This is a genomic window from Pseudomonas sp. ZS1P83 (assembly GCF_054897825.1).
The window spans coordinates 3,731,208-3,753,175 of sequence record NZ_CM142706.1; the positions used below are offsets into that span (position 1 = coordinate 3,731,208).

A 21,968-nucleotide genomic window follows, 5' to 3' on the forward strand; every position below is an offset into this window, starting at 1 on the left:
ATCGACTATGCTTGAGCAGCGAAGGGAAACGGAAGTGGTTCGACACCCCATGGATATCAAGTTCACCAACCGGCTGTCCTACAAGCAAGCCAGGCTGACTGTGCTGGTCGGTTTCATTCTTGGCACGCTGCTCAGTCTGCTGCAAATAGGCATCGATTATGCCAGTGAAGACGCCTCCATCAACCGAGAAATCCTGTCTTTACTGGAAATCAGCCATAACCCCGCGTCCCGCATCGCCTACAACATCGACGCCGAACTCGCTCAGGAATTGACCCTGGGCCTGTTGCGCTCCCCGGCGATCATCGGCGCGCAATTGATCGACAACAACAATACCGTGCTGGCCAACGTCAAACGCCCAGGCGTGCAAAGCGGCTATCGGGTGATCAGCGACTTCCTGTTCGGCGCCAACCGGCAGTTCGAAGACCGTCTCTACCTGGATCACTTGCCGACCGAATCCCTCGGCACTCTGCGTCTGGACGTCGATACCTATTCATTTGGCAATCGGTTCCTGCGCCGGGCCGAGGTGACGCTGCTCAATGGCTTCGCCCGCAGCCTGTTGCTGACCGGCATCCTGCTGGCGCTGTTCTATGTGATGCTGACCAAGCCGTTGGTGCGGGTCATCCGTGAACTCAGTATTCGCGACCCGCGCAGCGCGGAGTCGACGTCGCTGGAGTGTCCGACGGACCATGAAAACGATGAAATCGGGGTACTGGTCAAGGTTGCCAATCAACAGTTCGAAAACATCGCCACCGAAATCCAGCAGAGACGCAACGCCGAAAACCGCCTGACCGACTACCTCGGGCAACTGGAGAACATCGTCTCGGCCCGCACGGCGGAACTCAAGGCGATCAACAATCGGCTCAGCCAATCCAATCAGGAGCTGGAGGTCGCCCGCAGCACCGCCCTGGGCATGGCCGACGCGCGCTCGGTGTTCCTGGCCAACATGAGCCACGAGATCCGCACACCGCTCAACGGCCTGCTGGGGATGATTGCGCTTTCCCTGGACGGTCCGCTCAATGCCGAGCAACAGCAACAGCTTTCCATCGCCCATGACTCGGGCAAAGTACTGGTGGAACTGCTCAACGATATTCTCGATCTGTCGAAGTTCGATGCCGGCCAACTTGAGCTCGAACATATTCCGTTCGACCTCGGCTCGCTGATCGAGGACACCGCCAACCTGCTGTCACAGAACGCCGCGCCGAGCGTCGAGCTGAGCTGCCTGATCGATCCGCATTTTCCGGCGCTGGTGCTCGGGGATCCGACCCGGGTCCGTCAGATCGTCAGCAATCTGTTGTCCAACGCCCTCAAGTTCACCCGTTTCGGTCGGGTCGATGTGCGCCTCTCGACATTCGAGGACGGCGTCAGAATCGAAGTTTGTGACACCGGCATCGGTATCGCCCAGGACGCCCAGGTCAAGATTTTCCAGCCCTTCACCCAGGCGGGTGCCGGCATTACCCGGCAGTTCGGCGGGACCGGGTTGGGCCTGGCACTGACCTACAACCTCTGCGAAGTCATGCAAGGGCGCCTCACCATCAGCTCGCAAGCAGGCTTCGGCAGCCAGTTCTGCGCGGACCTGCCGCTGCCCAGCCACACCCGCGCCCTTCCCCCGGCCTCTTTACAGGGAAAGGTCATCGCAATCACCGCCGCGAGCAGCGGTCTGGCAGAACTGTTGAACAGTGTGTTGCCCGGCTGGGGGCTCGACTATCAGCAGCGTTCCATCGATGACGCGTTGCTGGGTCTGAACCCTGATGTACTGATTACCGATTGCCCCGAATGCCTGTTTGGCCTGCGTCCCTCGTGTACAGCCCCCATTCTGTTGGTCACCGCTTACGGCAGTTTCATGCCCAGCGAAGAAGCCCTCGCCCTCGCCCCCTTGCAGCAACAGGCGCGGCCTCTGGCGCGCAACGCGCTGTACCAGACTCTGCGACGAGTCCTGCAGCCGGAACTCAACACGATCAACGATGCCCGGCTCAACACGCTCTCCCCACAACGACGCGGACGCGTGCTGCTGGTGGAGGACAATCCGGTCAACCAATTAGTGGCCAAGGGGATGCTCGGGAAACTCGGATGCGAAGTGATCGTCGCCGGTCACGGTGGCGAGGCGATGGATCAGCTTGAGCAGAGCGAATTCGATCTGGTGCTGATGGACTGCAACATGCCGGTGATGGACGGCTACGAGGCCAGTCGGCAAATCCGTCGCAGCGGGCGCTGGCCACAGCTGCCCATCGTCGCCCTGACCGCCAATGCCATGTCCGAAGAGCGTGAACGCTGTCGTGCGGCGGGTATGAGCGATTACCTGGCAAAACCCTTCCGTCGGGAAGAGTTGGCTGCCCTGTTGGACTTATGGATCCCTAGTACGACAGTGCTTTGATTTGCCCCAACAAGTGATCAAGGCCATCGCGCAGATCATTCAGGCGATCCAGATCCACACCGCTGTCGCACAGCAGACGGGCCTTGAGCGGCCCGACCTGATCGCGCAAGGCCTTGCCGGTGGGCGACAGGCTCAAGTGCACTTCACGCTCATCCCGCGCCGAGCGTTGACGCTGAACCAGTTGCAGTTGCTCAAGACGCTTGAGCAACGGCGTCAGCGTGCCGGAATCCAGCGCCAGGCGCTCGCCCAACGCCTTGACCGTCGGCTGCTCGGGGGCTGCCTCCTGCCATTCCCACAACACCAGCATCGCCAGGTATTGCGGGTAGGTCAGGCCGAGCTGATCGAGCATCGGCTTGTAGGCGCGGATCACCGCCCGGGAAGCGGCGTACAGTTTGAAGCACAGTTGGCTGTCGAGCTTCAGGGAATCGACTGACAAGGTGTTCATTTGAGCAGGGCTTCGATCTCGCGGCTCAGGTCCTGCGGCTTGGTCGCGGGGGCGAAGCGCTTGACCAGTTGGCCATCCTTGCCGATTAGAAACTTGGTGAAGTTCCACTTGATGCCCTGGGAACCCAGCACACCCGGTGCGCGCTTTTTCAGTTGAACGAACAGCGGATGGGCCCCGGCGCCATTGACTTCAATCTTTTTGAACAGCGGAAAACTGACGCCGAAGTTCAATTCGCAGAACTCGGAAATTGCCCCTTCGTTGCCCGGCTCCTGCTTGCCGAACTGATTGCACGGGAAACCCAGCACCACCAGCCCTTGATCCTTGTAGGTCTGCCACAACTCTTCAAGGCCTTTGTACTGCGGGGTGAAGCCGCATTTGCTCGCCGTGTTGACCACCAGCACGGCTTTGCCAGCGAAATCCGCCAGGGTCTTTTGCTCACCCTTGATGGTGGTGCAAGGGATGCTTAGCAGCTTGTCGCTCATGATTCGGACTCTAAATGAGGGAAGACGAGACAAACATAGCGAGCAATTGAATTGCGTGCAATTTAAATATCCGAAGGGCGATCATCGGATCGCCCTCTGGCTTATTACCCGCGGGGTACCAGGTCCAGGCACACCGAGTTGATGCAGTAACGCAGACCAGTCGGCGGTGGACCGTCGGGGAACACGTGACCCAGGTGCGCTTCGCATTTGGCGCAGACCACTTCGGTACGGATCATGCCGTGGCTGACATCACGGATCTCGACCATGGCGCTGTCGCCGATCGGCGCGTAGAAGCTCGGCCAGCCGCAACCGGAGTCGAATTTGGTCTTGGAGTCAAAAAGAGGCTCGTTGCAGCAGATGCAGTGGTAAACACCGTCAGTTTTGGTGTCGTTATATTTGCCGGAGAACGGTCGCTCGGTGCCCTTCAGGCGGCAAACGTTGTACTGCTCTGGGTCGAGCATTGCTTTCCATTCTTCCAGGGTTTTTTCCAACTTTTCCATCATCACACCTCAGCGGCTGAAAAAGCCCGATCTGTACCTTTTCCACGGATCGGGCGGCACGTATGATTGCGCCTCGTCAAACGTCAGTCTGGCAGCCAGACCACGCGCATTCAAACGGATTTATGGGTGCTGCCTCTCAAGGCGCCAGGCCTGTGTGAATACGCAGGATTCCCAGTACGGATGTTCATACGCCGCCTGGATCGTTCATTTTCGGGAACACATCGCCATGCAGGTCAGCAAATCGAACAAGCTCGCCAACGTCTGCTACGACATTCGCGGCCCAGTGCTCAAGCACGCCAAACGCCTGGAAGAGGAAGGCCATCGCATCCTCAAGCTGAACATCGGCAACCCGGCGCCCTTTGGTTTCGAAGCGCCGGATGAAATCCTCCAGGACGTGATCCGCAACCTGCCGACCGCTCAGGGCTACAGCGACTCCAAAGGTTTGTTCAGCGCCCGCAAGGCCGTCATGCAGTACTACCAGCAAAAGCAGGTGGAAGGCGTCGGCATTGAAGATATCTATTTGGGCAACGGCGTTTCCGAGCTGATCGTGATGTCGATGCAGGCCCTGCTCAATAACGGCGACGAAGTGCTGGTGCCAGCCCCGGATTACCCGCTGTGGACCGCCGCGGTGAGCCTGTCGGGCGGCAACCCGGTGCATTACCTGTGCGACGAGCAGGCCAACTGGTGGCCGGATCTGGCCGACATCAAGGCCAAGATCACCCCGAACACCAAAGCACTGGTGATCATCAACCCGAACAACCCGACCGGCGCGGTGTATTCGAAAGAAGTCCTGCTGGGCATGCTGGAACTGGCCCGTCAGCACAACCTGGTGGTTTTTTCCGACGAGATCTACGACAAGATTCTATACGACGATACCGTGCACATCTGCACGGCCTCCCTGGCGCCAGATCTGCTGTGCCTGACGTTCAACGGTCTGTCCAAATCTTATCGCGTGGCGGGTTTCCGTTCGGGCTGGATCGCCATTTCCGGCCCGAAACACCACGCCCAGAGCTACATCGAAGGCATCGACATGTTGGCGAACATGCGCCTGTGTGCCAACGTGCCGAGCCAGCACGCTATCCAGACAGCCCTCGGCGGTTATCAGAGCATCAATGATCTGGTATTACCCCAAGGTCGCCTGCTGGAACAGCGCAACCGTACCTGGGAACTGCTCAACGACATTCCCGGCGTAAGCTGCGTCAAACCAATGGGCGCGCTGTATGCGTTCCCACGGATCGACCCGAAAGTCTGCCCGATCCATAACGACGAGAAATTCGTGCTCGACCTGCTGCTGTCGGAGAAACTGCTGGTGGTTCAAGGCACCGCCTTCAACTGGCCATGGCCGGACCACTTCCGTGTGGTGACCCTGCCGCGTTTGGACGACCTGGACATGGCCATCGGACGTATTGGCAACTTCCTCAAGTCCTATCGCCAGTAAGCGGCCTGTCACCGTGCGACGCTTACACAAGTCGCACGGTGATTGATTCAGCAACATATCTTTGCGCCCTGCCGAACATCGCTTCTTCAATTGCTGACTGATGACTTGTTGCGCGCTCGCGTCTAGCAACGACGGGGCCTGCGACGTGAAATGACTGACAAACCCTTCCCCTACCGACGTCGGAAATGCCCTTCAAGCAGCTAGACTGTTGCCGTAGGACACAGTTTGAAATAGTCACCCGGTTGAATAGCCCGGGTCAGCACCTTATATACCCCGCAGTACGCTACATCTTTAGCATGAGGAGATTTCTACAACCATGATGCGCATCCTGCTGTTTTTGGCCACTAACCTGGCGGTCGTGCTGATTGCCAGCATCACCTTGAGCCTTTTCGGCTTCAACGGGTTCATGGCGGCCAACGGGGTTGATCTCAACCTCAATCAGCTGCTGATTTTCTGTGCGGTCTTTGGTTTCGCCGGTTCGCTGTTCTCGCTGTTCATCTCCAAGTGGATGGCGAAGATGAGCACCAGCACCCAAATCATCAGCCAGCCGCGCACACGTCACGAGCAATGGCTGCTGCAAACCGTCGAGCAATTGTCCCGGGAAGCCGGGATCAAAATGCCCGAAGTCGGTATTTTCCCGGCCTATGAGGCGAACGCCTTCGCCACTGGCTGGAACAAGAACGACGCATTGGTCGCGGTCAGCCAGGGCCTGCTCGAGCGTTTCTCGCCGGATGAAGTGAAAGCCGTTCTGGCCCACGAAATTGGCCACGTAGCCAATGGCGACATGGTCACCCTGGCGTTGGTCCAGGGTGTGGTGAACACCTTCGTGATGTTCTTTGCACGGATCATCGGTAACTTTGTCGACAAGGTGATCTTCAAGAACGAAGAAGGCCAGGGCATCGCTTACTACGTGGCGACCATCTTCGCCGAACTGGTCCTGGGCATTCTGGCCAGCGCCATCGTCATGTGGTTCTCGCGCAAACGCGAATTCCGTGCCGATGAAGCCGGTGCACGTCTGGCCGGCACCGCCGCAATGATCGGCGCCCTGCAACGCCTGCGTGCGGAACAGGGTCTGCCGGTGCACATGCCGGACACCCTGACTGCTTTCGGCATCAACGGTGGCATCAAACAGGGGTTCGCCCGCATGTTCATGAGCCACCCGCCGCTGGAAGAGCGCATCGACGCGTTGCGTCGTCGGGGCTGATAGTTCTGCGAGACAAAAAAAGGGGCGATCATCTGATCACCCCTTTTTTGTGCCTTGCTGTTCCATCAACTCATCAGGCGATACACCCGCTCTTCAAGCCGCGTAACACCGCTTTCCAGAAACTTCCAGCTCTCGCCCAGAACGTCCTGGTCCTCCAGAATCTTCAACTTCCACGAAGCCCCGAACAACCGTTGGACTTCGTCATCCAGCACTGCAAAGGGCGGTCCGTCCATTTGCGGCTGGTCGTAGTCCAGGGTAATCAGCAGCCCCAAAGAATCCTTCGGCAAAATCCGCTTCAGATGTTCGGCGTACTGCTCGCGCATGGTCGGTGGCAAGGCGATCAACGCAGCGCGGTCGTACAGCGCACTGCAATCGGCGACATCGCCGGCAGTCAACGCGAAGAAATCACCACACCAGATCTCGATCGAGCCCGCACGATAAACAGTGAAGGGGCCTTGGTCGCTGACGTCTGGATCAAATTGATGCTCGTGGAAAAAGTCTTCCACCGCTTTTTCCGACAACTCGACGCCCAACACCTCGTGACCGCATTTCGCCAGCCACAGCAGATCCAGGCTTTTCCCACATAACGGCACCAGTACGCGCGCGCCCTCTTCCAGGCCCAGTTGCGGCCAGTGCCGTTGCAGATATGGATTTACTTCCGGCAGGTGAAAGCCGATCTGATTCGACGTCCACCGCTTGTGCCAAAACTCCGGCTGCATAATTAATCCCGAAAATTCGATCAAAAGACCCTAAAACTTATATTAGATTTAGATCAATGATCTGACTGAAGATGATGCCATCTTACGCCTCAGGAGCTCATTCATGTTCCCCAGCCTGTACATATCCCATGGCTCGCCCATGTTGGCACTGGAACCCGGTGCCAGCGGGCCTGCCCTCGCTCGCCTGGCCGCAGAATTGCCGAAACCCAAGGCCATCATCATTGTTTCCGCGCATTGGGAAAGCACTGAATTGCTCGTCAGCGGCAATTCCCAGCCTGAAACCTGGCATGACTTCGGCGGGTTTCCACAGGCGTTATTCGACGTGCAATACCCGGCGCCCGGCGATCCACAATTGGCCGCAGAGGTTGTCGAACTGCTGAAGAGCGATGGCCTGCCCGCACGCATCGACGCCAAACGGCCGTTCGACCATGGTGTCTGGGTGCCGTTGTCGTTGATGTATCCACAAGCCGATATCCCCGTGGTGCAAGTCTCGCTGCCCACCCGTGGTGGCCCGACCCTGCAAACCCGCGTCGGCCATGCGCTGGCCAGTCTGCGCGAACATGGCGTGCTGTTGATCGGTTCCGGCAGCATCACCCACAACCTGCGCGAACTGGACTGGCACGCTGGCCCGGAAAGCGTCGAACCCTGGGCCCAGGCATTTCGAGACTGGATGATCGAAAAACTCGCTGCCAACGACGAAACCGCGTTGCACGACTACCGTCAGCAAGCACCGAATGCCGTGCGTAACCATCCGAGCGATGAACATTTGCTGCCTTTATATTTTGCCCGCGGTGCCGGAGGAAACTTCAGCGTGGCGCACAAGGGATTCACCATGGGGGCCTTGGGCATGGACATTTACCGCTTCGGATAATGTCGCAGTACAAGCGCTCAGCCTGTGGCGGCCAGGCTCAGACCACATCAACCCCGACATGAATTGCATCATGCCGCCAAAACTCCAGATCACAATCGATCAACCGTTCATGCTGATCGTAATTGACCCGAGCGATGCGCAACCCCGGACTCCCCACCGACACCCGTAAAGCAGCCGCCGCATCCACCGACAACGCCGTCGGCACAATCTCGAAACGCACCCGCCCATAGTGCAAATCGTAATGCCGCGCGTACAACTCGGTAATCGACTGATTCAAATCGAAATCCAGAATCCCCGGAAAAAACTGCGGATTCAAATAGTGCTCCACATACAACACCAGCCGTTCATCAATCCGCCGCGCACGGCAAATCTGAATCACGCTCGACAACGCCGGCAACTGCAACCAGGCACAGACCGCCGCCGACGCCGGTTGCAACCGCGCTGAAATTACCTCGGTGGACGGCAGACGCCCCTGTGCACTGACCATCGCGTGAAAGTGACTGCGCTGCATCAGGTTATACGCCAGGCGCGGTGGCGACACGAACCAGCCACGGCGCTCCTCCCGATAAATCTGCCCCTGGGCTTCCAGCTGCAACAACGCTTCACGCACGGTGATCCGCGTGGTACCGAACAACTCACTGAGCTTGCGCTCGGCCGGCAGTTTGCTCCCGGGCGCCAACAGGCCGTGGTCAAGCTGTTCCTGCAGAACCTGCCCGATCGCTGTCACCGCTTTGGTTGTCTCGATGCGCATCAACGTTACCTATCTGGACTAGACCAGCACTGTTTCGGGGCGGAACCGCGATTCAATCGGCTCCCATCAACTCCCTGCAAGCCTAGGCACTGCTTATGACTGCCAGATGACAAAGCCGCCGAACGGTTGATCCAGACACCTGCAATTTCATGGCCAAGTCCTTTCATATCAACTCTTTAGCCATGGTCTACGCTTACCCCGGAGCCTGAGCATTCCAATACAGAACATAAAGGTAGACCGGTCGTCGACATCAAAATGTCATCCAACCGGCCTAAATTGGCTCAGGTATTGCTGACCTAGACCAACACAACCGCAATCGCAGCGTTGAAAACACCCAAAGGAGCTTCGGATGAAAAAGCTTTTCCTGGCATCACTGTTAGGCTCGACCATTGCCATGTGCACCGCCGCCATGGCCGCTGATGATTTGAAAACCCTGGAAGCCGCTGCGAAAGCGGAAGGCACGGTCAATAGCGTCGGCATGCCCGATGACTGGGCCAACTGGAAAGGCACCTGGGAAGACCTGGCCAAGACTTACGGCCTGAAACACATCGACACCGACATGAGCTCGGCGCAGGAAATCGCCAAGTTCGCCGCCGAGAAAGACAACGCCAGCGCTGACATCGGCGACGTTGGCGCAGCCTTCGGCCCGATCGCGGTCAAACAAGGCGTGGTGCAACCTTACAAGCCAAGCACCTGGGAGCAAGTCCCGGACTGGGCCAAAGACAAGGACGGCAACTGGGCGCTGGCGTACACCGGCACCATCGCGTTTATCGTCAACAAGAAGCTGCTGCACGGTTCCGAAGCCCCGACCAAGTGGGCTGATCTGAAAACCGGTAAATACAAGGTTTCCATCGGTGACGTGAGCACCGCCGCCCAGGCCGCCAACGGTGTACTGGCCGCAGCACTGGCCAACGGTGGCGACGAAAAGAACCTGCAACCAGCGCTGTTGCTGTTCGCAGACATTGCCAAACAGGGCCGCCTATCCATGGCCAACCCGACCATCGCCACGATGGAAAAGGGTGAAATCGAAGTCGGCGTGGTTTGGGACTTCAACGGCCTGAGCTACAAGGCCAAGATGGCGAATCCGGATGATTACGTGGTGCTGATTCCATCCGATGGCTCGGTGATTTCCGGTTACACCACCATCATCAACAAATACGCGAAAAACCCGAACGCCGCCAAGCTGACCCGCGAATACATCTTCAGCGATGCCGGTCAGATCAACCTGGCGCGCGGCAACGCCCGTCCGATCCGCGCCGAGCACGTCAAACTGCCGGATGACGTCATAGCCAAACTGCTGCCTAACGAACAGTACAAAAAGGTCACGCCGATCAAAGACGCGGATGCGTGGGAAAAGACCTCCAAGGCACTGCCTCAGAAGTGGAACGAAGAAGTCATCGTCGAGATGAAGTGATGCCGTGCTTCTTGTAGGAGCGAGGCTTGCCCGCGAAAAGGGACTGACATTCAACATTGATGTTGGCTGAAAGCCCGCTTTCGCGAGCAAGCTTCGCCCCTACAGGTTTCGCTGAAATCTAATGTTTTACGGAGTCATCGCACCTATGAAGCACAACGTCATCCTTGTCGTGCTCGACGGCCTCAATTACGAAGTCGCGCGCCACGCCATGGGGCACCTGCAGGCTTATGTTGGCGCAGGACGCGCGGCGCTCTACAAACTGGAGTGCGAACTGCCGGCCCTGTCCCGACCGCTTTACGAATGCATCCTCACCGGCGTCCCGCCCATCGAGAGCGGCATCGTCCACAACAACGTCTCGCGCCTGTCCAACCAGCGCAGCATTTATCACTACGCCACGGATGCCGGCCTGACGACCGCCGCCGCGGCCTATCACTGGGTCAGCGAGTTGTATAACCGCTCGCCCTTCGTGGCGGCACGGGATCGTCACACCGACAACCCCGACCTGCCGATCCAGCACGGTCACTTCTACTGGAACGATCACTACCCGGATTCGCACCTGTTCGCCGACGCCGAAAACCTGCGCTTGCGCCACGCGCCGGATTTTTTGTTGATCCATCCCATGAACATCGACGATGCCGGGCACAAGCACGGCCTCGACACCCCGCAATACCGCAACAGCGCCCGCTCGGCGGACATTATTCTGGCCGACTACCTGCAAACCTGGCTCGACGCCGGCTATCAGGTGCTGGTGACCGCCGACCACGGCATGAACAACGACCGTTCCCACAACGGCCTGCTGCCGGAAGAACGCGAAGTGCCGCTGTTCGTCCTTGGCGACGCCTTCAGCTTCAACACCAGCGCCGCACCGAAACAGACTGAAATCTGCGGCACCGTCTGCGAACTGCTGGGCGTTCCCCACGACAAACCTGTCTGCCGAGAGCTGCTCAAGTGAACGCCAATACCCGTGGTAAATGGCTGGCAGCGTTGTGCCTGGTGCCATTCGCACTGTTCTTTATCGTGTTCGAGATCGCCCCGCTGGTCTGGGTGATGATCAACAGCCTGCAATCGGAAGAGTTCGGTTGGGGCGTGGCCAACTTCAGCAAAATCTTCAAGTCGAAGTTCTATTTGCAGGCGATCCAGTACAGCCTTGAGATCAGCTTCTGGTCCAGCGTATTCGGGATCATCATCGCAGTCCTCGGTGCTTATTCCCTGCGCCGGGTCGACTCGAAACTGCGCAACTTCGTCAACGCCTTCGCCAACATGACCAGCAACTTCTCCGGCGTACCCCTGGCTTTCGCGTTCATCATCCTGCTGGGCTTCAACGGCAGCTTCACCATCATGCTCAAGCAGGCCGGGATCATTCAGGACTTCAACCTGTACTCGAAAACCGGGCTGATCATTCTTTACACCTACTTCCAGATTCCATTGGGCGTGCTGCTGCTCTACCCGGCTTTCGATGCCTTGCGCGAAGACTGGCGTGAGTCCGCCCAATTGCTCGGCGCCAACGGCTGGCATTTCTGGCGCCACATCGGTTTGCCGGTGCTGACGCCTGCGCTGCTCGGCACCTTCGTGATCTTGCTGGCCAACGCCCTTGGCGCCTACGCCACGGTCTACGCGTTGACCACCGGCAACTTCAACGTGCTGCCGATCCGCATCGCGGCGATGGTGTCCGGCGATATTTCCCTGGACCCGAACCTCGCCAGTGCGTTAGCCGTGGTGCTGGTGGCGTTGATGACCCTGGTGACCATCGTGCATCAGCTGCTGTTGAAGAGGAGCTACCATGTCTCGCGCTGAACTGGGCCCGATCGGTGTCTATCACCGGGTGGTGGTGTACTTGCTGTTTGCCATTCTGTTGTTGCCGCTGCTCGGGACGCTGATCTACTCGATCTCCAGCAGTTGGTCGGCGACCATTCTGCCCAGCGGCTTTACCTTCAAGTGGTACATCCAGCTGTGGAGCGATCCGCGCTTTCTGCATGCCTTCGGGCAGTCGCTGCTGGTCTGCGTCGGCGCGTTGATTCTGTCGGTGGTGCTGATTCTGCCGCTGCTGTTCGTGGTGCATTACCACTTCCCCAAACTTGATGCGTTGATGAACATTCTGATCCTGCTGCCCTTCGCGGTGCCGCCGGTGGTGTCGTCGGTGGGGCTGTTGCAGCTCTATGGTTCCGGGCCGTTTGCGATGGTCGGTACGCCGTGGATTCTGATTGGCTGCTACTTCACCATCGCGCTGCCGTTCATGTACCGGGCGATCACCAACAACCTGCAAGCGATCAACCTGCGCGACCTGATGGACGCCGCACAATTGCTCGGTGCCAGCACCTGGCAAGCCGCGTTCCTGGTGGTGCTGCCGAACCTGCGCAAGGGTTTGATGGTGGCGTTGCTGCTGTCGTTCTCGTTCCTGTTCGGTGAGTTTGTCTTCGCCAACATCCTGGTCGGCACCCGCTACGAAACCCTGCAGGTTTACCTCAACAACATGCGTAACAGCAGCGGCCACTTCACCAGCGCACTGGTGATTTCCTACTTCTTCTTTGTGCTGGTTCTGACTTGGGCTGCCAATATTTTGAACAAGGACAAAAGCGAATGAGCTATGTGAGCGTCCAACACCTGCAAAAAAGCTACTCTCATTCAGGGCCTGCGGGCACCACCGTATTCAGCGATATCAACTGCGAGATCCAGAAGGGCGAATTCGTCACCCTCCTCGGCCCGTCCGGTTGCGGTAAATCCACGCTGCTGCGCTGCATCGCCGGGCTGACCTCGGTGGATGGCGGCAAGATCCTGCTCGATGGCGCCGACCTCGTGCCGTTGAGCCCGCAGAAACGCGGGATCGGCATGGTGTTTCAGAGCTACGCGCTGTTCCCGAACATGACAGTGGAACAGAACGTCGCCTTCGGTTTGCGCATGCAGAAGGTCAACGCCGACGACAGCCAAAAGCGCGTCGCCGAAGTGTTGAAACTGGTGGAGCTCAATGACTTCGCCGCCCGGTATCCGCATCAACTGTCGGGCGGCCAGTGCCAGCGCGTGGCCCTCGCCCGCTCATTGGTGACCCGGCCACGGCTGCTGTTGCTGGATGAACCCCTGTCGGCCCTCGATGCGCGGATTCGCAAGCACCTGCGCGAACAGATCCGTCAGATCCAGCGTGAACTTGGCTTGACCACGATCTTCGTCACTCACGATCAGGAAGAAGCACTGACCATGTCTGACCGGATTTTCCTGATGAATCAGGGAAAAATCGTACAGAGCGGCGATGCCGAAACCCTTTACACCGCGCCAGTGGATGTTTTTGCCGCAGGCTTTATCGGCAACTACAACCTGCTGGACGCCGACAGCGCCACAAAACTGCTGCAGCGACCCATTACCCACCGCATCGCGATTCGCCCGGAAGCCATCGAGCTGAGCCTGAACGGCGAACTCGACGCGCAAATCCGCAGCCACAGCCTGTTGGGCAACGTGATTCGCTACCGGGTTGAAGCTCGGGGCGTGGAATTGGTGGTGGATGTGCTGAATCGCTCGGCGGCCGATCTACATCCCGATGGTCAGCGTCTGGCGCTTTCCATCGATCCGACGGCCCTCTGTGAGGTAGCCTGATGCCTTTACTGATGTTGAAGAGAGAACCGCACTGATGGCCCTGGCAATTTTTGATTTGGACGAAACCCTGATCCACGGTGACTGCGCCACCCTTTGGAGCGAGCAAATGGGCCGCCTGGGTTGGGTCGATCCCGAGTCGTTCATGCGTCAGAACAACGAACTGATGGACGCCTATAGCCACGGCAAGCTGCGAATGGAGGAGTACATGACCTTCAGTCTGGAGCCGATGATCGGGCGCACACCGGAAGAGGTCGACCATTTGGTAGGGCCTTGGGTGGAAGACTTCATCGAGCCGATCATTTTCAGTGACGCCACCAAAGCGATTGCAGCCCATCGCAAGGCCGGCGACCGGATTTTGGTGATTTCGGCGTCGGGCACGCACCTGGTGAGACCGATTGCCGATCGTTTGGGCATTGACGAGATTCTCGGCATCGAGCTGGAAGTCGCACACGGAGTTTATAGCGGCAATACCGTCGGCACGCTGACCTACCGCGAAGGCAAGATCACGCGCTTGCTGGAATGGCTGGATGCGGAGGAGGAAAATCTGGAAGGCGCGAGTTTCTACTCGGACTCACGCAATGACTTGCCACTGTTGCTGAAGGTGGATTTCCCGCACGTGGTGAATCCGGATCCAGTGTTGCTTGAGCACGCCGAAAAAGCGGGCTGGCCGGTCCATCTCTGGAAGTAACCCATACCCCTGTGGGAGCGAGCCTGCTCGCGATATAGGTAGTCCGTTCCTTTCTCTTCCATACTGACTTCGCTGGAAGTTGGCTGTCGGCGAGGAAGGAACATGCACCTGCGGGCTACGAATATGCTCGCGCAGCACTCGATGATTACGCCTTCACCTTCGAGTCCACAGGTGCGCTTGCGCCCTCTAACGAATTCTCAGGGAAAGCCCGACACGGCTCTCTATATCGCCTTCGCTGGACGCAAGCATGCATGTCCCTGCATGTACTTTAGCGCCTGTGGAGGTGTTCCATGCAAACGCTCCTGTCTCAGAATTTCACTGCTTATATCGGAATTGATTGGGCAGACGCCAAGCACGACATCTGTTTGCAGATTGCTGGAGAGGCGCAGCGGAGTTTCGAGGTCATCGACCACAAGCCCGAGTCGATTGATCGCTGGGCCAAGTCGCTGCATCAACGTTACGGTGGCCCGATCGCGATCGCCGTGGAGTTGAACAAAGGGCCACTGATAGCGGCTCTGCAAAAATATGAGTTTTTTTGTATCTTTCCGATCAATCCGAGCATCTTGGCCCGGCACCGTAAAACCTTCGTCCCCAGTGGCGCCAAGGATGATCCAACGGATGCTCAATGGGCGCTTGAGCTGTTGCTGAATCACCCCGAACGGTTTCCTCAACTGGTCCAGCAAAGCTCCGCCATGCGTTCGCTCGCCAGCCTGACCGAACATCGCCGCGGGTTGGTCGATGACCGGGTCAAGATCAGCAATCGTCTGGTCTGCATGCTCAAACAGTATTATCCGTTGGCTCTTGAGCTGTTTCATGACCATGACACGCTGGTTTTCTGTGAGTTTTTGGCGCGCTGGTCGACATTTGAAGTGCTTAAGCACGCTCGGCCAGCCAGCGTTTTGAAGTTCCTTCACGCGCATAATGTTCGCCATGCTGAGCTCAATCAGCAGCGTTTGGCATTGATCGCCAACGCCATGCCGTTGACTGAAGATCCAGGCGTGGTCAGTCCTTCAGCGCTGTATGTGCTGGCCCTGGTCTCGCAACTGAAAGGGGTCATCACGGCGATCAAAGATTTTGATCGGGAGATCGAAAAAACTGCCAACACCCTGGCCGACTATCGACTCTTCAAGGCCTTGCCCGGCGCGGGACAGCAGCTTGCACCACGGTTGATGGTCGCCTTTGGTGAGCAGCGTGATCGCTTCAAGGATGCCAGTGCTGTGCAGCGATATGCCGGGATTGCCCCGGTCACCGAACGCAGTGGCAAGAAAAAAGTCGTCCACTGGCGCTATCAATGCGCAACTTTTTTGCGCCAGACCTTTGTTGAGTGGGCTGCACACAGCATCAATCAATCGGTGTGGGCAGAGGCTTATTATCGCCAGCAAAGGGCCAAAGGCTGCTCATACCAAGCGGCCCTCAGGGCCCTGGCGTTCAAGTGGATCCGGATCGTTTATCAGTGCTGGAAGAGCAGCACCGTGTACGACGAAAAGGTTTATTTACAAGCCTTGCTCCGGCACGGCTCACCGTTGACCAGCGAGCCGGACACAGCAAAACCGTGTTGACGGAAAGGCTCAGGGCGTGAAGGCGGCGTGTCATTCAACTCATGTGTTGAATGTAAGTCCGCTTTCGCGAGCAGGCTCGCTCCCACAGTGATTACACCAGGCTTTCGTCGATCACCAACACCAACTTCCCCGCCACCTTATTGGTCGCCAACTCAGCAAACGCCGCTTCGGCATCCTTGATCGGGAAGGTCTTGGCCAGTTGCGGACTCAAACGCCCTTCGGCAAACAGCGGCCAGACATGCTGGCTCAGATCACTGAACAAATCCGCCTTGAACTGATCGTCGCGACTGCGCAAGGTCGAACCCAGCAATTGCACACGCTTGGCCAGCACCTGCGCCAGATCCAGCTTCGCCTCACGCCCGCCCATCAGGCCAATCAACACCCAACGACCATCGCGAGCCAGCAGTTTCAGATTCAACGTCGCGTAGTTACCGCCGACCGGATCAAGGATCACATCAAACGGCCCCAGATCGCCCAAGCTATCCAGATCCCCGTTGCGCACTACCCCGCCTTGTGCGCCCAGCGCTTCGCAGTAAGCCAAACGCTCGGCGGAACCGACGCTGACCCAGCACGGGTTACCAAACGCCTTGCACAGCTGGATGGCAGCTGAACCGATTCCACTTGCTCCGGCGTGCAGGAGAACGTTCTCACCTGGCTTGAGTGCAGCCAATTGAAACAAATTCAGCCAAACGGTCGCATACACTTCCGGCAGCGCTGCTGCCTCAGCCAGAGACAAACCTTCGGGAACCGGTAACACATGCCGTCCGTCGACAACTACCTCCTCGGCCATCCCACCCCCGGCCAGCAAGGCGCAGACCCGGTCCCCGACCTGCCAGGAGGAACCCGGCCCCACCTCGCTGATCACCCCCGAACACTCAAGACCCAGTACCTGACTGGCTCCCGGCGGTGGCGGATAAAGACCCGCCTTCTGTAACAAATCGGCGCGATTGAGACCCGCAGCCGCCACTCGAATCCGAACTTGTCCTACATCGCATGTAGGACTGGGCTCTTCCACCCACTCCACTTGACCTTCAACGCCTTGCAATGCTTTCACAGTGCCTCCATAGTGAGTCTGGACTGAGCCCGTAGCTGTAGCGCCGGGCTTTCTTGCATTTTTTGACCGGCCCTTTGTGGAACCGGCGACTTCAAAGACGGCCTAATATGCGTGATCAATTGTCCCCGCGTCGAATCAGCATGAAGCATTTTTTCCCCAGCACTGCCCTAGCTCTATTCATTGGTATCGGCCTGTTGCCGATGTCGACCAATTCGTTTGCAGCCAATAGCTGGGACAAGCTTCAGCCTGATCGTGACGAAGTAATCGCCAGCCTGAACGTCGTCGAGTTGCTAAAGCGCCATCACTACAGCAAACCGCCTCTCGATGATGCGCGCTCCGTGATCATCTATGACAGCTACCTCAAGCTGCTGGATCCGTCGCGCAGCTACTTCATGGCCAGCGACATTGCCGAATTCGACAAGTGGAAAACCCAGTTTGACGACTTCCTCAAAAGCGGCGACCTGAACGCCGGGTTCACCATCTACAAGCGCTACCTGGACCGCGTCAAAGCGCGTCTGGACTTCGCCCTTGCCGAGCTGAACAAAGGCGTCGACAAGATCGACTTCACGACCAAGGAAACCTTGCTGATCGATCGCAAGGACGCCCCTTGGCTCAAGTCCACAGCAGAACTCGACGACCTGTGGCGCAAACGCGTCAAGGACGAAGCGCTGCGGATGAAGATTGCCGGCAAAGAGCCCAAGCAGATTCAGGAAACCCTGACCAAGCGTTACAAGAACCAATTGGCGCGCCTGGACCAAACCCGTCCGGAAGACATCTTCCAGGCGTACATCAATACCTTCGCCATGTCCTACGACCCGCACACCAACTATCTGTCGCCGGATAACGCGGAGAACTTCGACATCAACATGAGCCTGTCCCTCGAGGGCATCGGCGCCGTGTTGCAGAGCGACAACGACCAGGTGAAAGTCGTGCGTCTGGTGCCGGCAGGCCCGGCCGACAAGACCAAGCAAGTCGCACCGGCTGACAAGATCATCGGCGTTGCCCAGGGCAACAAAGAGATGGTCGACGTGGTCGGCTGGCGTCTGGACGAAGTGGTCAAGCTGATCCGTGGGCCGAAAGGCACCGTGGTGCGCCTGGAAGTGATCCCGGCCAGCAACGCGCCGAACGACCAGACCACCAAGATCGTCCCGATCACCCGCGAAGCAGTGAAGCTTGAAGACCAGGCTGTGAAGAAGTCGGTCCTCAACCTGAAACAGGACGGCAAGGACTACAAGCTCGGCGTCATCGAGATCCCGGCCTTCTACCTGGACTTCAAGGCCTTCCGTGCTGGCGATCCGGACTACAAGAGCACCACTCGCGACGTCAAGAAGCTGCTGACCGAGTTGCAGAAAGACAAAGTTGACGGCGTAGTCATCGACCTGCGCAACAACGGCGGTGGTTCCCTGCAGGAAGCCACCGAGCTGACCAGTCTGTTCATCGACAAAGGTCCGACCGTTCTCGTGCGTAATGCCGACGGCCGGGTCGATGTGCTGGAAGATGAAAACCCGGGCGCCTTCTACAAAGGGCCAATGGCGTTGCTGGTCAACCGCTTGTCCGCCTCGGCTTCGGAGATTTTTGCCGGCGCCATGCAGGACTACCACCGCGCATTGATCATCGGCGGCCAGACCTTCGGTAAAGGCACCGTACAGACCATTCAGCCGCTGAACCATGGCGAACTGAAACTGACCCTGGCCAAGTTCTACCGGGTTTCCGGCCAGAGCACCCAGCATCAGGGCGTACTGCCGGACATCGATTACCCATCAATCATCGACACCAAGGAAATCGGCGAAAGCGCACTGCCTGAAGCCATGCCGTGGGACACCATCCGTGCGGCCATCAAGCCTGCGATTGACCCGTTCAAGCCGTACATCTCGCAGCTTAAATCCGAGCATGAGTTACGCTCGACCAAAGACGCGGAGTTCGTGTTCATCCGCGACAAACTGGCCCTGGCGCAGAAACTGATGGCGGAAAAAACCGTCAGCCTCAATGAAGCTGATCGTCGTGCCCAACACGCCGATATCGAAGCCAAGCAACTTGTCATGGAAAACATTCGTCGCAAGGCCAAGGGTGAAGAGCCGCTCAAAGAGCTGAAGAAAGAAGACGAAGACGCGATCGCGGCCGAGCCAGACAAGACCAAACCAGAAGACGATGCTTATCTGAGCGAGACCGGGCGGATTCTGTTGGACTACCTGAAACTCAACACCGCGGTAGCCAAGCACTAAGTTGTTACAAGCAAGATGATGGCAATTTAATGTCGACGCTCCCCGGAGCGTCATCAAACAGTCATCATTCTGTCGTGAAATACAGGACTGGGAGCCCTCTTTAAATCAAGAGTGTGCTCCCAGTCCTTTTTTTATCGCCAGAGATCGCCATGACCACTACCGAACAGCTGAGTGCCTTGAGTTCCATACTGACTCAAAGCGGTTTGCACAGCCTGTTCCAGCCGATCATTTGCCTCTCTGAGCGACGCATTCTCGGTTACGAAGCACTCAGTCGCGGCCCCTCCAACAGTCCGTTGCACTCCCCCATCGCACTGTTTGCCGTCGCCCGGCAGGCTGGCCGCCTGAGCGAACTGGAGATCGCTTGCCGTCAAAGCGCTTGCCGCCGCTTCAACGAACAAAAACTGCCCGGCAAACTGTTCCTCAACGTTTCCCCGGAATCCTTGCTCGAAGTCGCTCACCAACCCGGTCGCACCCTGCAACTGCTGCAGGATTTCGGCATACCGCCGAGTCAGGTGGTGATCGAACTGACTGAACAGACCCCGACCGACGATTTCGAGCTGCTGCAAACCGCGCTGCATCATTATCGAGCGATGGGGTTTTCCATTGCTCTGGATGATCTGGGTGCAGGTTATTCGAGCTTGCGGCTCTGGTCCGAACTGCGTCCAGACTACGTGAAGATTGATCGACACTTCATCGACGGCATACACCAGGACGCCCTTAAGCGCGAATTCGTTGGTTCGATCCTGCAAATCGCCAAGGCCTCACGGGCGCAAGTGATCGCCGAAGGCATCGAGCTGCCGGAAGAACTCGCAGTGTTGACCGAGATGGGTGTCGACCTGGTCCAGGGCTATTTGCTCTGTCGGCCTCAAGAGCAACCGCCACGGGATGCCCGAGCGATGATGCCCAAACATGACAGCTCCGCCGTGGCGCTGAACGATGAAGGCAGTGACCTTACTGCCCTGCTCAACGACCAACCGGCCGTGGCCCGCGACACCCCGACCGCCACGGTGCTGGAAGCCTTCCGCCGCCAGGCCAACCTGAACTCCCTGGCGGTGCTCGACGACCAATGCCAGCCCTGCGGCATCGTCCATCGACATTCGCTCTCCGACGCACTGCTCAAACCCTTTGCCACCGACTTGTTCGCCCGCAAACCAATCAGCCGCTTAATGAGCGATGACTTCCTCGCCGTTGAGATGAGCCAGTCGTTGCAGCAAGTGAGTCGCCTGATCACCAGCCGCGCGCGGCAGCGCATCGAAGAGGACTTCATCATCACCCTCAATGGCGGTTACCTGGGACTGGGCCGAGTGATCGATGTGCTCAAATTGATTACCGAACTGAAGATCCAACAAGCCCGTTACGCCAACCCGCTGACCCTGTTGCCAGGCAATGTGCCGATCCAGCAATGCCTGACACGGCTGCTTCAACAGCAACGGGAATCGGTGATCTGCTACGTGGACATCGACAGTTTCAAACCCTTCAACGACATCTACGGCTACGGCCGTGGGGACGAAGTCCTACTGTGCCTGGCGCAATGCCTGAATGATCGCGTCGACCCTTCCCGCGACTTCGTCGGGCATATCGGCGGCGACGACTTTCTGCTGGTACTCGGCCCGGAAGACTGGCGCAAACGTTTAAACCAGTTGCTGGACGACTTCCAGAGCCAGTGCCGACGTTTCTACCGCAGCGAACACCTGGAAGCTGGCTGCTTCATCGCCCCAAACCGTCAGGGTGTGCGCCAGGAATTTGCGTTGCTGTCACTATCAATCGGCGTGGTGCATTTACATCCACAGGCCTGTGGACAACTCGATGCAAGCCAGCTGGCGGAGATGGCCTCGCAGGCCAAACATCACGCGAAGAATGTGCCGGGGTCTAGCGTGCATGTGATTGATAGTTTGGCGGTGCCCGTACAAGAAGATGAATTGCTCCTGGGTCATCACTGATTTCCCTAACGTCTTCGCGGGTAAGCCCACATTAGATCTACGGTGAACACAAATTTGTGAACATCAGAAAATAAGTGTGGGAGTGCCTTGCCCGCGAAGGCGGCTGTTCAAACGACACAATTCTTCAATGCTGAAAACTGGTCAGGAAGGCCGCGCCCGCAAACGCCGGCCAAGCGCATCCAGCACATCACACCCATCCCGCAACGGAATGGCGCAGAGCAAGGCAAAGTCACTGAGAATGAAGGACTGACACTCAATCGAACCCCGCATGGACAGGTTCTCCATCACTTGAGTGACGGCGCGGATTCGGTAGCTGGCAGCGTCATACAAAACATCAAGCGGCGCTTGGGTATCAACGAACAGTGTGGGCATGTCGTCGCAGTTGCTGGTGAGCGCCATGAAGCGGTTTTCGGGGTGGGGGGTTGGTTTTTTGTAGGGTGGATCGGGGTGAAGACTATTCATTTTTGAAACCTCTGGTAGTAAATGGGCGCTACCATCGGCCTTCCTACAGGCTTGGGTGGCAGCTATACGCGGGGTAGGAATATCGAGACCAGAGCAAACTCGACCACGCCGAAGCGTGCCCGCGCACAGCCGCCGCAACTGATCTTACGGACGCACGTTGATGGCCGCAATTCAGGTGTCGACGCCAAGGCGTCCTCTCTAGTCTTGAAGGGTTCCTACACCCTGCCACTGAATTTTCAGTGACCACCAGAGCCTATCGGGGGAAC

General features: G+C 57.9%; 20 protein-coding genes. 13 read left to right on the forward strand and 7 right to left on the reverse strand.

The features are described 5' to 3' along the window. Window positions 1-49: 49 nt before the first annotated feature. On the forward strand, window positions 50-2,371 hold the full coding sequence (locus tag ACYZT0_RS17785) for a hybrid sensor histidine kinase/response regulator (RefSeq protein WP_462042342.1): 2,322 nt from the start codon (window positions 50-52) through the stop codon (window positions 2,369-2,371). On the opposite strand, the gene ACYZT0_RS17790 is transcribed toward ACYZT0_RS17785, so the two are convergent. The 3 genes from ACYZT0_RS17790 to msrB form a co-directional block, all read right to left on the reverse strand. Then, window positions 2,352-2,816, reverse strand: coding sequence for a MarR family winged helix-turn-helix transcriptional regulator (locus ACYZT0_RS17790; RefSeq protein ID WP_462042343.1), 465 nt, complete (start codon window positions 2,814-2,816; stop codon window positions 2,352-2,354). The two genes, ACYZT0_RS17785 and ACYZT0_RS17790, sit on opposite strands and share 20 nt — an antisense overlap. Further along, complete coding sequence (locus ACYZT0_RS17795) at window positions 2,813-3,298, reverse strand: glutathione peroxidase (RefSeq protein WP_462042344.1); 486 nt, start codon at window positions 3,296-3,298, stop codon at window positions 2,813-2,815. Before ACYZT0_RS17795 ends, ACYZT0_RS17790 begins: the two co-directional genes overlap by 4 nt. A 104-nt stretch (window positions 3,299-3,402) precedes the next feature. Next, window positions 3,403-3,798 carry a peptide-methionine (R)-S-oxide reductase MsrB gene (gene msrB / locus ACYZT0_RS17800; RefSeq protein WP_462042345.1) on the reverse strand — a complete coding sequence of 132 codons (396 nt, stop codon included), beginning with the start codon at window positions 3,796-3,798 and terminating at the stop codon, window positions 3,403-3,405. Window positions 3,799-4,024: 226 nt separating this feature from the next. Between msrB and ACYZT0_RS17805 the strand changes: the two genes are divergently transcribed. Together ACYZT0_RS17805 and htpX are read left to right on the forward strand one after the other, a co-directional pair. After that, window positions 4,025-5,236: a pyridoxal phosphate-dependent aminotransferase gene (locus ACYZT0_RS17805; protein WP_462042346.1), complete on the forward strand. Its 1,212-nt coding sequence runs from the start codon at window positions 4,025-4,027 to the stop codon at window positions 5,234-5,236. A 316-nt stretch (window positions 5,237-5,552) separates the two neighbouring features. Next, complete coding sequence (htpX, locus tag ACYZT0_RS17810; protein WP_008145865.1) at window positions 5,553-6,440, forward strand: protease HtpX; 888 nt, start codon at window positions 5,553-5,555, stop codon at window positions 6,438-6,440. 65 nt (window positions 6,441-6,505) lie between these two features. Here htpX and ACYZT0_RS17815 read toward each other — a convergent pair whose 3' ends face one another. Then, window positions 6,506-7,159, reverse strand: coding sequence for a thiopurine S-methyltransferase (locus ACYZT0_RS17815; protein WP_462042347.1), 654 nt, complete (start codon window positions 7,157-7,159; stop codon window positions 6,506-6,508). A gap of 103 nt (window positions 7,160-7,262) precedes the next feature. Between ACYZT0_RS17815 and ACYZT0_RS17820 the strand changes: the two genes are divergently transcribed. Next, window positions 7,263-8,030 carry a DODA-type extradiol aromatic ring-opening family dioxygenase gene (locus ACYZT0_RS17820; protein WP_462042348.1) on the forward strand — a complete coding sequence of 256 codons (768 nt, stop codon included), beginning with the start codon at window positions 7,263-7,265 and terminating at the stop codon, window positions 8,028-8,030. Window positions 8,031-8,067: 37 nt separating this feature from the next. On the opposite strand, the gene ACYZT0_RS17825 is transcribed toward ACYZT0_RS17820, so the two are convergent. Next, the gene (locus ACYZT0_RS17825) at window positions 8,068-8,781 is read right to left on the reverse strand and encodes a UTRA domain-containing protein (protein WP_462042349.1); all 714 of its coding nucleotides are present in this window, start codon (window positions 8,779-8,781) and stop codon (window positions 8,068-8,070) included. Window positions 8,782-9,130: 349 nt separating this feature from the next. Here ACYZT0_RS17825 and ACYZT0_RS17830 point away from each other — a divergent pair, with 349 nt between their 5' ends. From ACYZT0_RS17830 to ACYZT0_RS17860, 7 genes are all read left to right on the forward strand, one after another. Beyond that, on the forward strand, window positions 9,131-10,195 hold the full coding sequence (locus ACYZT0_RS17830) for an ABC transporter substrate-binding protein (RefSeq protein ID WP_462042350.1): 1,065 nt from the start codon (window positions 9,131-9,133) through the stop codon (window positions 10,193-10,195). Between the two features lie 145 nt (window positions 10,196-10,340). Then, window positions 10,341-11,147 (forward strand): alkaline phosphatase family protein, encoded by an 807-nt coding sequence (locus ACYZT0_RS17835; protein ID WP_462042351.1) that lies wholly within the window; start codon window positions 10,341-10,343, stop codon window positions 11,145-11,147. After that, window positions 11,144-11,989: an ABC transporter permease gene (locus ACYZT0_RS17840; protein WP_462042352.1), complete on the forward strand. Its 846-nt coding sequence runs from the start codon at window positions 11,144-11,146 to the stop codon at window positions 11,987-11,989. The genes ACYZT0_RS17835 and ACYZT0_RS17840 overlap by 4 nt, the downstream gene beginning before the upstream one ends. Beyond that, complete coding sequence (locus ACYZT0_RS17845) at window positions 11,976-12,776, forward strand: ABC transporter permease (protein WP_462042353.1); 801 nt, start codon at window positions 11,976-11,978, stop codon at window positions 12,774-12,776. Before ACYZT0_RS17840 ends, ACYZT0_RS17845 begins: the two co-directional genes overlap by 14 nt. Continuing rightward, on the forward strand, window positions 12,773-13,777 hold the full coding sequence (locus ACYZT0_RS17850) for an ABC transporter ATP-binding protein (RefSeq protein ID WP_462042354.1): 1,005 nt from the start codon (window positions 12,773-12,775) through the stop codon (window positions 13,775-13,777). The genes ACYZT0_RS17845 and ACYZT0_RS17850 overlap by 4 nt, the downstream gene beginning before the upstream one ends. A 34-nt stretch (window positions 13,778-13,811) precedes the next feature. After that, complete coding sequence (locus ACYZT0_RS17855; RefSeq protein ID WP_462042355.1) at window positions 13,812-14,465, forward strand: HAD family hydrolase; 654 nt, start codon at window positions 13,812-13,814, stop codon at window positions 14,463-14,465. A 290-nt stretch (window positions 14,466-14,755) separates the two neighbouring features. After that, window positions 14,756-16,024, forward strand: a complete 1,269-nt coding sequence (locus ACYZT0_RS17860; protein WP_462042356.1) for an IS110 family RNA-guided transposase — start codon at window positions 14,756-14,758, stop codon at window positions 16,022-16,024. A gap of 91 nt (window positions 16,025-16,115) precedes the next feature. Here the strand turns inward: ACYZT0_RS17860 and ACYZT0_RS17865 are convergent, their stop codons facing one another. Then, a complete protein-coding gene (locus tag ACYZT0_RS17865) occupies window positions 16,116-17,078 on the reverse strand; it encodes a zinc-binding dehydrogenase (RefSeq protein WP_462042357.1) in 963 nt (320 codons plus the stop codon). Window positions 17,079-17,218: 140 nt separating this feature from the next. Between ACYZT0_RS17865 and ACYZT0_RS17870 the strand changes: the two genes are divergently transcribed. After that, a complete protein-coding gene (locus tag ACYZT0_RS17870) occupies window positions 17,219-19,300 on the forward strand; it encodes a carboxy terminal-processing peptidase (RefSeq protein ID WP_462042358.1) in 2,082 nt (693 codons plus the stop codon). 149 nt (window positions 19,301-19,449) lie between these two features. Then, window positions 19,450-21,240, forward strand: coding sequence for a bifunctional diguanylate cyclase/phosphodiesterase (locus tag ACYZT0_RS17875; protein WP_462042359.1), 1,791 nt, complete (start codon window positions 19,450-19,452; stop codon window positions 21,238-21,240). A gap of 141 nt (window positions 21,241-21,381) precedes the next feature. Here ACYZT0_RS17875 and ACYZT0_RS17880 read toward each other — a convergent pair whose 3' ends face one another. Then, window positions 21,382-21,702 carry a hypothetical protein gene (locus ACYZT0_RS17880; protein ID WP_462042360.1) on the reverse strand — a complete coding sequence of 107 codons (321 nt, stop codon included), beginning with the start codon at window positions 21,700-21,702 and terminating at the stop codon, window positions 21,382-21,384. Window positions 21,703-21,968 lie beyond the last annotated feature (266 nt).

Excerpts from the sequence above, each read along its gene's own strand:
- ACYZT0_RS17785 (WP_462042342.1), top strand. The coding sequence starts at position 50 with ATGGATATCAAGTTCACCAACCGGCTGTCCTACAAGCAAGCCAGGCTG.
- ACYZT0_RS17790 (WP_462042343.1), bottom strand. The coding sequence starts at position 2,816 with ATGAACACCTTGTCAGTCGATTCCCTGAAGCTCGACAGCCAACTGTGC.
- ACYZT0_RS17795 (WP_462042344.1), bottom strand. The coding sequence starts at position 3,298 with ATGAGCGACAAGCTGCTAAGCATCCCTTGCACCACCATCAAGGGTGAG.
- msrB (WP_462042345.1), bottom strand. The coding sequence starts at position 3,798 with ATGGAAAAGTTGGAAAAAACCCTGGAAGAATGGAAAGCAATGCTCGAC.
- ACYZT0_RS17805 (WP_462042346.1), top strand. The coding sequence starts at position 4,025 with ATGCAGGTCAGCAAATCGAACAAGCTCGCCAACGTCTGCTACGACATT.
- htpX (WP_008145865.1), top strand. The coding sequence starts at position 5,553 with ATGATGCGCATCCTGCTGTTTTTGGCCACTAACCTGGCGGTCGTGCTG.
- ACYZT0_RS17815 (WP_462042347.1), bottom strand. The coding sequence starts at position 7,159 with ATGCAGCCGGAGTTTTGGCACAAGCGGTGGACGTCGAATCAGATCGGC.
- ACYZT0_RS17820 (WP_462042348.1), top strand. The coding sequence starts at position 7,263 with ATGTTCCCCAGCCTGTACATATCCCATGGCTCGCCCATGTTGGCACTG.
- ACYZT0_RS17825 (WP_462042349.1), bottom strand. The coding sequence starts at position 8,781 with ATGCGCATCGAGACAACCAAAGCGGTGACAGCGATCGGGCAGGTTCTG.
- ACYZT0_RS17830 (WP_462042350.1), top strand. The coding sequence starts at position 9,131 with ATGAAAAAGCTTTTCCTGGCATCACTGTTAGGCTCGACCATTGCCATG.
- ACYZT0_RS17835 (WP_462042351.1), top strand. The coding sequence starts at position 10,341 with ATGAAGCACAACGTCATCCTTGTCGTGCTCGACGGCCTCAATTACGAA.
- ACYZT0_RS17845 (WP_462042353.1), top strand. The coding sequence starts at position 11,976 with ATGTCTCGCGCTGAACTGGGCCCGATCGGTGTCTATCACCGGGTGGTG.
- ACYZT0_RS17850 (WP_462042354.1), top strand. The coding sequence starts at position 12,773 with ATGAGCTATGTGAGCGTCCAACACCTGCAAAAAAGCTACTCTCATTCA.
- ACYZT0_RS17855 (WP_462042355.1), top strand. The coding sequence starts at position 13,812 with ATGGCCCTGGCAATTTTTGATTTGGACGAAACCCTGATCCACGGTGAC.
- ACYZT0_RS17860 (WP_462042356.1), top strand. The coding sequence starts at position 14,756 with ATGCAAACGCTCCTGTCTCAGAATTTCACTGCTTATATCGGAATTGAT.
- ACYZT0_RS17870 (WP_462042358.1), top strand. The coding sequence starts at position 17,219 with ATGAAGCATTTTTTCCCCAGCACTGCCCTAGCTCTATTCATTGGTATC.
- ACYZT0_RS17875 (WP_462042359.1), top strand. The coding sequence starts at position 19,450 with ATGACCACTACCGAACAGCTGAGTGCCTTGAGTTCCATACTGACTCAA.
- ACYZT0_RS17880 (WP_462042360.1), bottom strand. The coding sequence starts at position 21,702 with ATGAATAGTCTTCACCCCGATCCACCCTACAAAAAACCAACCCCCCAC.